The sequence below is a fragment of the bacterium genome, assembly GCA_040757115.1.
Classification (GTDB): domain Bacteria; phylum UBA9089; class CG2-30-40-21; order CG2-30-40-21; family SBAY01; genus JBFLXS01.
Window position 1 is genome coordinate 1 of the sequence record JBFLYA010000161.1, and the last position, 8,525, is coordinate 8,525.

The window sequence follows — 8,525 nt, forward strand, 5'->3', positions numbered from 1 at the left end:
TGATTCCTTTATACCAGAAAACATTAAATAAGTGTGGTATGGAGAAAACAAAAGATTTTATCAAGTCTATTTTTACCTTTACCAGTATAACCTCTATTTTATTGATGATTGCTGTATTTGTTTTATCTAAATATGTAATCAAAATTATTGCCCCATCACTTCCAGAATCAACGATGAAATTGTCAGTTGAAATGTTAAAATGGTTATCTTTATTAGTATTGGGAAACGCCCTTTTTAATGTTTTATCTTCAGTCTATAATGCACTACATCATTTTAAGATTCCAGCACTAACTGATTTATTAAGTAATTTATGTGTCATAATTACTTTAATCTTCTTTTCTGGGCTATGGGGGATATATGCCCTGGTAATAGGATTAATTATAGGCATCTATTTTGTAGTGTTAATTTTATTTTTTAATGCTTTAAGGTTGGAGATTATAGGATTCAGAATGGATTTCAAGACAGAAGAATTCAAAAATTTCATTTATTTCAACTTGCCAATCTTACTTTATATATTCCTTCCACAGTTAACGGGGATTATAGAGAACTTTTTTGCTTCCTCGTTAAAACAAGGAAGTATATCTACACTTGGATATGCAAAACGACTATCTGAGGTAGTATCTACATTATTGGCAGCAAATATAGCTAAGGCAACATTTCCAACATTTTCATTACTATCCACAGAAAAGAAAATAGTGCAATTACAAGATATTGTTGTTAAACTTAACAAGCAGATAATAGTTTACTTCTTACCATTGAGCTTTGGATTGGTATTTTTTAGCAAAGAAATTATTACACTTGTTTTTATGAGAGGAGCATTTGACTCTTTAGCGGTAGAGATGACTTCCAATGTTTTTAAATTTTATGCCGCCATATTAATAGCAAATATGATACTACCTATTTATTTCCGACTATGTTACGCTTTTTCAGATACTACAACTCCTATTAAGGCATTTGCTATAAGTATTGTATTTATGATTCCACTTTATTATTATTTGACCCCAATTTTAGGAATAAACGGGATTGCATTGACAAGTTCTATATCAATTTTACTTACATTAATTTTTACAGGTATCTCTGTGAGAAAAAAAATTCAAGGATTAAATATCTTTGCATTAGGCAAACTCTTTGCCAGGTCTTTCTTGTGTGCTTCATTAGCCATACTTCCTTTGTTGAAATTTAAGCCTACCAATAACTACGAGATTATAATTTTAATAGGCGCCTACTTTATATTTTATTTTATTTTGGCCTGGTTTATTATGAACAAAGAAATAAAAAGGGTCGGAAAATCACTCTGGAGGATTAAAGATGATCCGGATGGTCAATGAAATTATTGAACTGGATGAAGAAAAAGGAGGATTTACTATGTTGTCGTCTTGGGAAAAACTAAAAACTAGAAAAATATGGATGAGTTCTATTTTTAGTGCCCTATGCTTTCCTGAAATAATATTTGCCATATTTATTGCTCCAACCAAATATACCTTTATCAGACAGACATATTTACCTTTTTTACCATCCCCATTAATAATTTTTTATATTATTATTATTTTTCTAATTACCTTACAGATATTTCAGAAAGGTAAATTACCGCATATCCCTTTAAGTTTATTATTACCTTACTTTATCTTGGCGTGTATCATAGCCTTAAGTTTAATATACACATCTAATTTAGAGTATGGTAAAATTAAGTGTTTGGAATTTATGATGTATAGCACTTTAGCTCTGTTTGCACCATTTTTTTTATTTAGAGGTTTAAACAATATAAACCGCTTTATCTATACGCTACTTGTCATGGGCATCTTTTTATTTATTATTCTTTTTATTTCAAACCCTTATTTACTTACACGCACTTTTAGTACTATATTTGGGTCCAACTATTTATTAATACAGCATATCTCAGGGATGGCAGTATTAATAATTTGCTACTACTTTCTTTTAAAAAATCAACCATTAAAAAAACAAGTAATATGGGTATTTCTATTGGTGATACTTATAATGGCAATTATTTACCCGGGTGGGAAAGGAGCTGTTTTTACATTACTTATAACAACAATTATTATCGCAATTCCCTCCATAAAATTTAAGAATAAATTTAAAATAATGAATAAGCGTCTTCTAATCATCCCACTTATAATTTTTATCATAGAGTGTGGGACACTAGGGTATTTTCATTTTGTTATGAAGTTTAGTGCTTTAACAGGTCGTCTTGGAGCTATATCATCACCACAACACTACAATCGAATAGAAAGACTGGAGAATGCTAAAGTCGCTTTAAAGCTATTTTCTCAATATCCTCTATCAGGGGTAGGGATTGGTGGATTCAGTGTCTATTCATATAAATTAGAGGGGATAGAAAGATTTAAATATCCTCATAATATCCTTCTGGAGGCTTTGGCTGAATTAGGATTAATTGGATTCATCTCCCTTTCCCTTATTTTATTTTTTGCCTTTAAGAACCTTCTCTATTTGCAAAAAATATATAAATATTCACTTTTACCAGGAGTCTTTATGAGTATTTTTATCTTCACTTTTTTAAATTCTTTAACTTCTCAAGACATCACTAATCTTGCATTGTTCGCTTTCATTGGTTGTTCATATGCAATCGAACATAGCTTGAAAGATGAAAAGGAATGTGAGGGATGAATATCTGGTTAATTCAAACAGGTGAAGTTTTACCCATAGAAGAAGATGTTTGCCAGATGAGAACCTCTTTTTTGGCAGATAAACTTATTGAGAGAGGGCAAGATGTTCTATGGTGGGCGAGTGCCTTTGACCACTTTAAGAAAGATTGGATAGTTAGAAAAGATACCGAAATACCCATAAGTAAAAGATACAAAATTTTTGTGTTGAAAGGAATAGGCTACCGCAAGAATATCTCTTTATCCCGTTTTATAGACCATAGAATTGTTGCCTGGAAGTTTAAAAAGATAGCTCCAAAAATGACTAAACCTGATATAATAATAACTTCAATGCCACCACATGATTTGGCTTATGAGGTGGTTATGTTTGCTAAGAAATATGATATACCCCTATTGGTTGATATAAGAGACCCCTGGCCTGACATATTTCTAAATCATACCACCAGAGTCTTCAGAGGATTAGCTAAGGCGATGCTTCAATATGACTTCCATATGATTAGAACAACTATGCAAATGGCTGATGGATTGATCGCAGTTACAGATACATTTTTGGGGTGGGGATTGAGGTATGCAAAGAGGGATAGATGTCCATTTGACAAGATATATCCTCTTGGCTATAAAAGGTTAATATCCAGTGATACTTCAGAAGTCAGTGAAAGATTTCTACCTCTCCTTCAATTCTTGAATGATAAATTTATCGTCTTCTTTGTAGGTACAATCTCAGAGGGTCATCATGATCCCTCTATACTTATAAAGGCAGCAGAGAAGTTTAAAGAAGATAAAAGGATTCATTTTATGCTCGCTGGCGATGGAGAACTCTTTGGTAGAGTGAAAGAAATGTCTGTGAACCTTCCAAATGTAACCCTAACTGGATGGCTTAATCAGAATGAAATAGAGTTTTGGTTGCAAAGAGTTATGGTTGGTATATGTCCTGCTACAAAAAATGTAGATTTACCTACCAATAAAGCTTTTATCTATCTTTCAGCAGGTTTGCCTATTATATCAGCCTGGCAAGGAGAGCTGAAAGAAACTATCGAAAAAGACCAGATTGGGTTTTATTATCCCCCTAATAATGTTGATGCCCTTGTAAATTGTATTATAAATCTGTATAACAATCCTGAAATTTACAAAAACATGTCAGAGAATGCCAAAAGGGTTTTTGATGAGTTGTTTGATGCAGATAAAATATATACAGAGTATGCGGAGCACATTGAAAAAGTAGCGATTGAATATAGAAAAAGGGGATAGTGGGTAGGGTAAAAGAGATATTCTAAACTAAAGAGGTAATAATTAGTGAAGCGGTTATTTGATATAGTTTTTTCGTTAATTGGTTTAATTTTCCTTTTTCCGTGCTTTGGAATAATATCCTTTTTAATAAAAAAGGAAGATAGAGGTCCTGTATTTTATCGGGGACTGAGGGTTGGGATATGTGGAATACCTTTCAGAATTTTTAAGTTCAGAACAATGGTAATTAATGCAGATAAAATTGGAGGTCTTTCAACCGCAGATGATGACCCAAGGATTACAAAAATTGGCAAAAGACTCAGGAAATATAAACTTGATGAGTTACCACAATTAATAAATGTGCTAAAAGGTGATATAAGTTTTGTGGGACCAAGGCCAGAAGTTCAACATTATGTTAATATGTTCACCGAGGAAGAAAAGGCTATTCTAAGTATCCGTCCAGGGATCACAGATTGGGCTTGTCTTTGGAATTCAGATGAAGGGGCAATTCTCTCAGGAAGCCCTGACCCTGAAAAAACTTATATGGAAAAGATTCGTCCAACAAAGCTCAAACTTCAATTAAAATATGTGAAAGAACAATCCTTGTGGACAGATTTAAAAATTATATATCTAACCATTATGACTATTCTAACAAGGAAGCAGGTGTGGAATTATGAGGAAGAAATATAATAAGAACTTTTTGGTAGGATTATATCGGACGATGATGAGGATACGGATATGTGAGGAGAGTTTAGTAGAACCTATTCTGAGGGGTGAGGTTAAATGCCCATGCCACCTTTATTCTGGGGAGGAAGCAATAGCCACAGGAGTTTGTGCGGCTTTAGATGAAAGTGATTATATCTTCGGAAGCCATCGTTCTCATGGCCATTATCTGGCTAAGGGAGGTAGTATGCCAGAACTTATAGCTGAGATTTACGGTAAGGAAACAGGTTGTTCAAAGGGTAGAGGTGGGTCGATGCATCTAATTGCTCCTGAAAAAGGTATGCTTGGGGCAGTGCCTATTGTAGGTGGGACTATCTCCATAGCTCTGGGTGCGGCATTGGCTTCAAAGATAAGGAAACAAAAGCGGGTAACCGTAAGTTTCTTTGGTGATGGAACAACTGGAGAAGGTGTGCTCTATGAATCTCTTAATTTTGCCTCCCTTAAAAAACTGCCCATTATTTTTGCCTGCGAAAACAACCTTTATTCAACCCATCTGCCAATTAGGGAATGCCGCTTACAAAATAATATTTTTAAAACGGGTGTGCCATTTGGTATTCCAGGGGACAGGGTGGATGGCAATAATGTTTTAAAGGTTTATGAATCAACTAAAGCGGCAGTTGAGATTTGCAAAAAAGGTAACGGCCCGGTATTCATTGAATTTTTAACTTATAGATTACGAGGACATGTTGGGCCTGATGATAATATTCATGGGATGCGGACAGATATCAGACCAAAGGAAGAAATAGAAAGATGGCAAAAAAAGGACCCTATTAAAAGATATGAAAGATTTCTTTTTAAAAATAAGATTTTGGTAAAGCAAGAGGTTGAAATGATTAGAAAAGAAGTAGAACAAGAGGTTAACAATAGCTTTGCCTTTGCTCTAAGCAGTTCATATCCAAAAGAAATGGAGTTAACAAAATATGTCTTTAAAGAATAGAAAATTGCAATACAGCTTAGCCATAAATGAGGCAATCCATCAGATGATGGAGATTGATGAATCTGTTTTTCTTATAGGCCAGGGGGTGAAAAGTCCATGGTATGTCGGAAATACCGCCAGAGGGCTTTTGGAGAGATTTGGAGATGAGCGGGTTATTGATACCCCGGTTTCTGAAAATGCCATAACAGGTGCCGCTGTTGGTGCCGCTATTGCCGGAATGAGACCAATAGTTGTTCATCCAAGAATGGATTTTATGATGTATGCTATGGACCCCATCATTAATGAATCAGCAAATTGGCATTATATGTTTGGTGGAAATTCAACAGTGCCTGTGGTGATATGGAGTATTATCAACCGGGGTGGAGAGCAGGCCGCACAACATTCCCAGTCATTACATACCCTTTGTGCTCATATCCCGGGGTTAAAGGTTGTTATGCCTGCAACACCTTATGATGTCAAGGGACTTATGATCGCCGCCATAAAAGATGATAATCCAGTTATCTATATAGATGATAGATGGCTATATAATTTAGAAGGTGATGTTCCTGAAGAAATCTATTCAGTACCTATTGGAAAGGGTATCATCTGCAAAAAGGGTAAGGATATTACTTTAGTATCTGTATCCTACATGGCAATTGAAGCCATAAAGGCGGCTGAATATCTTAAAAAAGAAGGAATTGATGTAGAAGTTATTGACCTTCGGTCTGTTAAACCTATTGATAAAGAACTTTTATTTGAATCTGTAAAAAAAACAGGTAGACTTATTATTGCTGATTGTGGTTGGAAGACATGTGGATTTGCGGCTGAGATATCGGCGATGGTGTGTGAAAATATCTTTGAGTATCTTAAGTCACCGATAGCCCGAATTACCTTACCTGATACTCCAGCTCCAGCAAGTTTTGCCTTAGAAAAGGTATATTATCCAAAGAGTGATAATATTATCGCCAAAATACAGGAGGTTCTCAAATGGGAAACCAAATAAGATTCGTCAATTACCCCAGACAATATCAACAACTGAAGTCAGAGTTTGACAGCGTCTTTGAAAGGATAATGTCAAATGGTGATTTTATTCTACGGCAGGATTTAGAGGAATTTGAACATAATATTGCCCAATATGTTGGGACTAAACATGCTATTGGTGTCAATACAGGAACTGATGCCTTGTATCTTTCTGCACATGCCTTAGATTTTGGTGCAGGAGATGAAATCATTACTGTCGCTCATACATTTGTAGCTACTATTGGTGCTATTGTTCAATGTGGTGCCACACCTATACTTGTAGATATTAAAGATGATTTTAATATAGATGTTGACCAGATTGAACCCGCTATTACCCCTAAGACAAAGGGGATAATTCCAGTTCACCTTAATGGACATTCATGCAATATGGATAGGATTATGCAATTAGCACAAAAATATAATCTTATGATTATTGAGGATGCCGCCCAGGCATTGGGTGCAAAATTCAAAGGCAAACGATGTGGCTCTTTTGGTCATACCAGCATATTTAGCTTTTATCCAGCCAAAATGTTAGGCACAGCAGGTGATGGAGGAATAATATGCACGGATGACGATAGATTGGCAAGAAAACTTAGGGCATTTCGAGATAACGGAAGGGTTGATACGGTTGAAGTGATAGAATGTTTTGGATGGTGCAGCCGTCTTGATAACCTACATGCCGCTTTACTTAATATGAAATTCAAATATTTTGATAAATGGGTAAATCGCCGTAGAGAGATTGCCAGATTATATGATGAAGGGTTGTCAAACATTCCAGAAGTAATTACTCATCCTCGTCCAAATGATGACTACTTTGATGTATATCAAAATTATGTCATTCGAACTAAAAGACGCAATGAATTAGCTCAATATTTGCGTAAATGTGGGATAGAAATATTAATTTCCTGGCCTACACCTCTACATAAACAGAAGGCTTTAGGACTTAGTGATTTCAGTTTACCTGTGACTGAACAAATATCAACTGAAGTTATTTCTCTACCAATGTATCCCGAGTTGACTGATGATGAAGTACAAATAGTTATAGAGACTATCTATGATTTTTTTAAGAAGGAGTGATGATAGAAATATGTCTGATTTTTCAACAGTGACAGAAATAACCGGCTATAATGTTACACAGGAACAAATAGAAAGGATGTATACTCGCTACCACTTTGCAGGTTTGTTTTGTGAAGGGAAGAATGTCCTGGAAGTCGCCTGCGGTTCTGGACAGGGGTTAGGTTATTTAACTCATAAGGCAAAAAAAGTCGTTGGGGTAGATATTGATAAAAAACTATTAGAAACTATCCAGAGACATTATAAAGACAGGATACAACTCTTGCGAGCAAATGCACAACAATTGCCTTTTAAGGATAAAAGTTTTGATGTGGTCATCCTCTATGAGGCTATTTATTATCTATCTTGCCCGGAAAGATTTATAGAAGAATCAGCTCGCATACTTACAGATAAAGGCATTCTTCTTATTTGCACAGTCAACAAAGAATGGCATGATTTCAACCCATCTCCTTATAGTACTAAATATTTCTCTGTTAGAGAGTTATATTCTCTTTTGAAACAAAGATTTATCAATGTAGAAATTTATGGGGCATCGCCAATATCTGATGCGGTAAAGGATAAGATTATTTCCATAATAAAAAGATTTGCCGTTAAATTTCACCTGATACCAGAGACAATGAAAGGTAAGGAGTTTTTTAAAAGGATTTTCTGTGGGAAATTAGTTCCTCTGCCTCCTGAAATAAAGGATGGCATAGCAGAATACATCCCACCTGTGCCAATATCTTATGATTTACCAATTTATCAATATAAAGTTTTATTTGCGGTAGGGAAATTAAGTTGATAAGGAAATAAATTGACGGAGGGTAATGGGTCAGTGAAATGGGGGATTCTCCTGAAAGTAGGAAGTAGGAGAGTAGGAAAGTAGGAAAGGGGGAGACATTGCCCCCAGAAGAGGAATACCGTGCACATCCTTTATCCCTTTCCTACTT

General features: G+C 35.1%; 8 protein-coding genes. All 8 read left to right on the top strand.

What is annotated here, in order from left to right:
- Positions 1 to 1,328: lipid II flippase MurJ (locus AB1422_13235; protein ID MEW6620274.1), on the top strand; the 1,328-nt coding region annotated here is incomplete at its 5' end.
- Entirely contained in the window at positions 1,309 to 2,643 is a 1,335-nt protein-coding gene (locus AB1422_13240) for an O-antigen ligase family protein (protein ID MEW6620275.1), read from the top strand. The genes AB1422_13235 and AB1422_13240, both read left to right, overlap by 20 nt.
- Positions 2,640 to 3,887, top strand: coding sequence for a glycosyltransferase family 4 protein (locus AB1422_13245; GenBank protein ID MEW6620276.1), 1,248 nt, complete (start codon positions 2,640 to 2,642; stop codon positions 3,885 to 3,887). The genes AB1422_13240 and AB1422_13245 overlap by 4 nt, the downstream gene beginning before the upstream one ends.
- A gap of 45 nt (positions 3,888 to 3,932) precedes the next feature.
- Positions 3,933 to 4,553, top strand: a complete 621-nt coding sequence (locus tag AB1422_13250; GenBank protein ID MEW6620277.1) for a sugar transferase — start codon at positions 3,933 to 3,935, stop codon at positions 4,551 to 4,553.
- Positions 4,537 to 5,523: a thiamine pyrophosphate-dependent dehydrogenase E1 component subunit alpha gene (locus tag AB1422_13255; GenBank protein ID MEW6620278.1), complete on the top strand. Its 987-nt coding sequence runs from the start codon at positions 4,537 to 4,539 to the stop codon at positions 5,521 to 5,523. The genes AB1422_13250 and AB1422_13255 overlap by 17 nt, the downstream gene beginning before the upstream one ends.
- Positions 5,507 to 6,505, top strand: a complete 999-nt coding sequence (locus AB1422_13260; GenBank protein MEW6620279.1) for a pyruvate dehydrogenase complex E1 component subunit beta — start codon at positions 5,507 to 5,509, stop codon at positions 6,503 to 6,505. The genes AB1422_13255 and AB1422_13260 overlap by 17 nt, the downstream gene beginning before the upstream one ends.
- Positions 6,490 to 7,599: a DegT/DnrJ/EryC1/StrS family aminotransferase gene (locus AB1422_13265; protein MEW6620280.1), complete on the top strand. Its 1,110-nt coding sequence runs from the start codon at positions 6,490 to 6,492 to the stop codon at positions 7,597 to 7,599. The genes AB1422_13260 and AB1422_13265 overlap by 16 nt, the downstream gene beginning before the upstream one ends.
- Positions 7,577 to 8,377 (top strand): class I SAM-dependent methyltransferase, encoded by an 801-nt coding sequence (locus tag AB1422_13270; GenBank protein ID MEW6620281.1) that lies wholly within the window; start codon positions 7,577 to 7,579, stop codon positions 8,375 to 8,377. Before AB1422_13265 ends, AB1422_13270 begins: the two co-directional genes overlap by 23 nt.
- Positions 8,378 to 8,525: the final 148 nt, after the last annotated feature.

Excerpts from the sequence above, each read along its gene's own strand:
- AB1422_13240 (MEW6620275.1), top strand. The coding sequence starts at position 1,309 with ATGATCCGGATGGTCAATGAAATTATTGAACTGGATGAAGAAAAAGGA.
- AB1422_13245 (MEW6620276.1), top strand. The coding sequence starts at position 2,640 with ATGAATATCTGGTTAATTCAAACAGGTGAAGTTTTACCCATAGAAGAA.
- AB1422_13255 (MEW6620278.1), top strand. The coding sequence starts at position 4,537 with ATGAGGAAGAAATATAATAAGAACTTTTTGGTAGGATTATATCGGACG.
- AB1422_13260 (MEW6620279.1), top strand. The coding sequence starts at position 5,507 with ATGTCTTTAAAGAATAGAAAATTGCAATACAGCTTAGCCATAAATGAG.
- AB1422_13265 (MEW6620280.1), top strand. The coding sequence starts at position 6,490 with ATGGGAAACCAAATAAGATTCGTCAATTACCCCAGACAATATCAACAA.
- AB1422_13270 (MEW6620281.1), top strand. The coding sequence starts at position 7,577 with ATGATTTTTTTAAGAAGGAGTGATGATAGAAATATGTCTGATTTTTCA.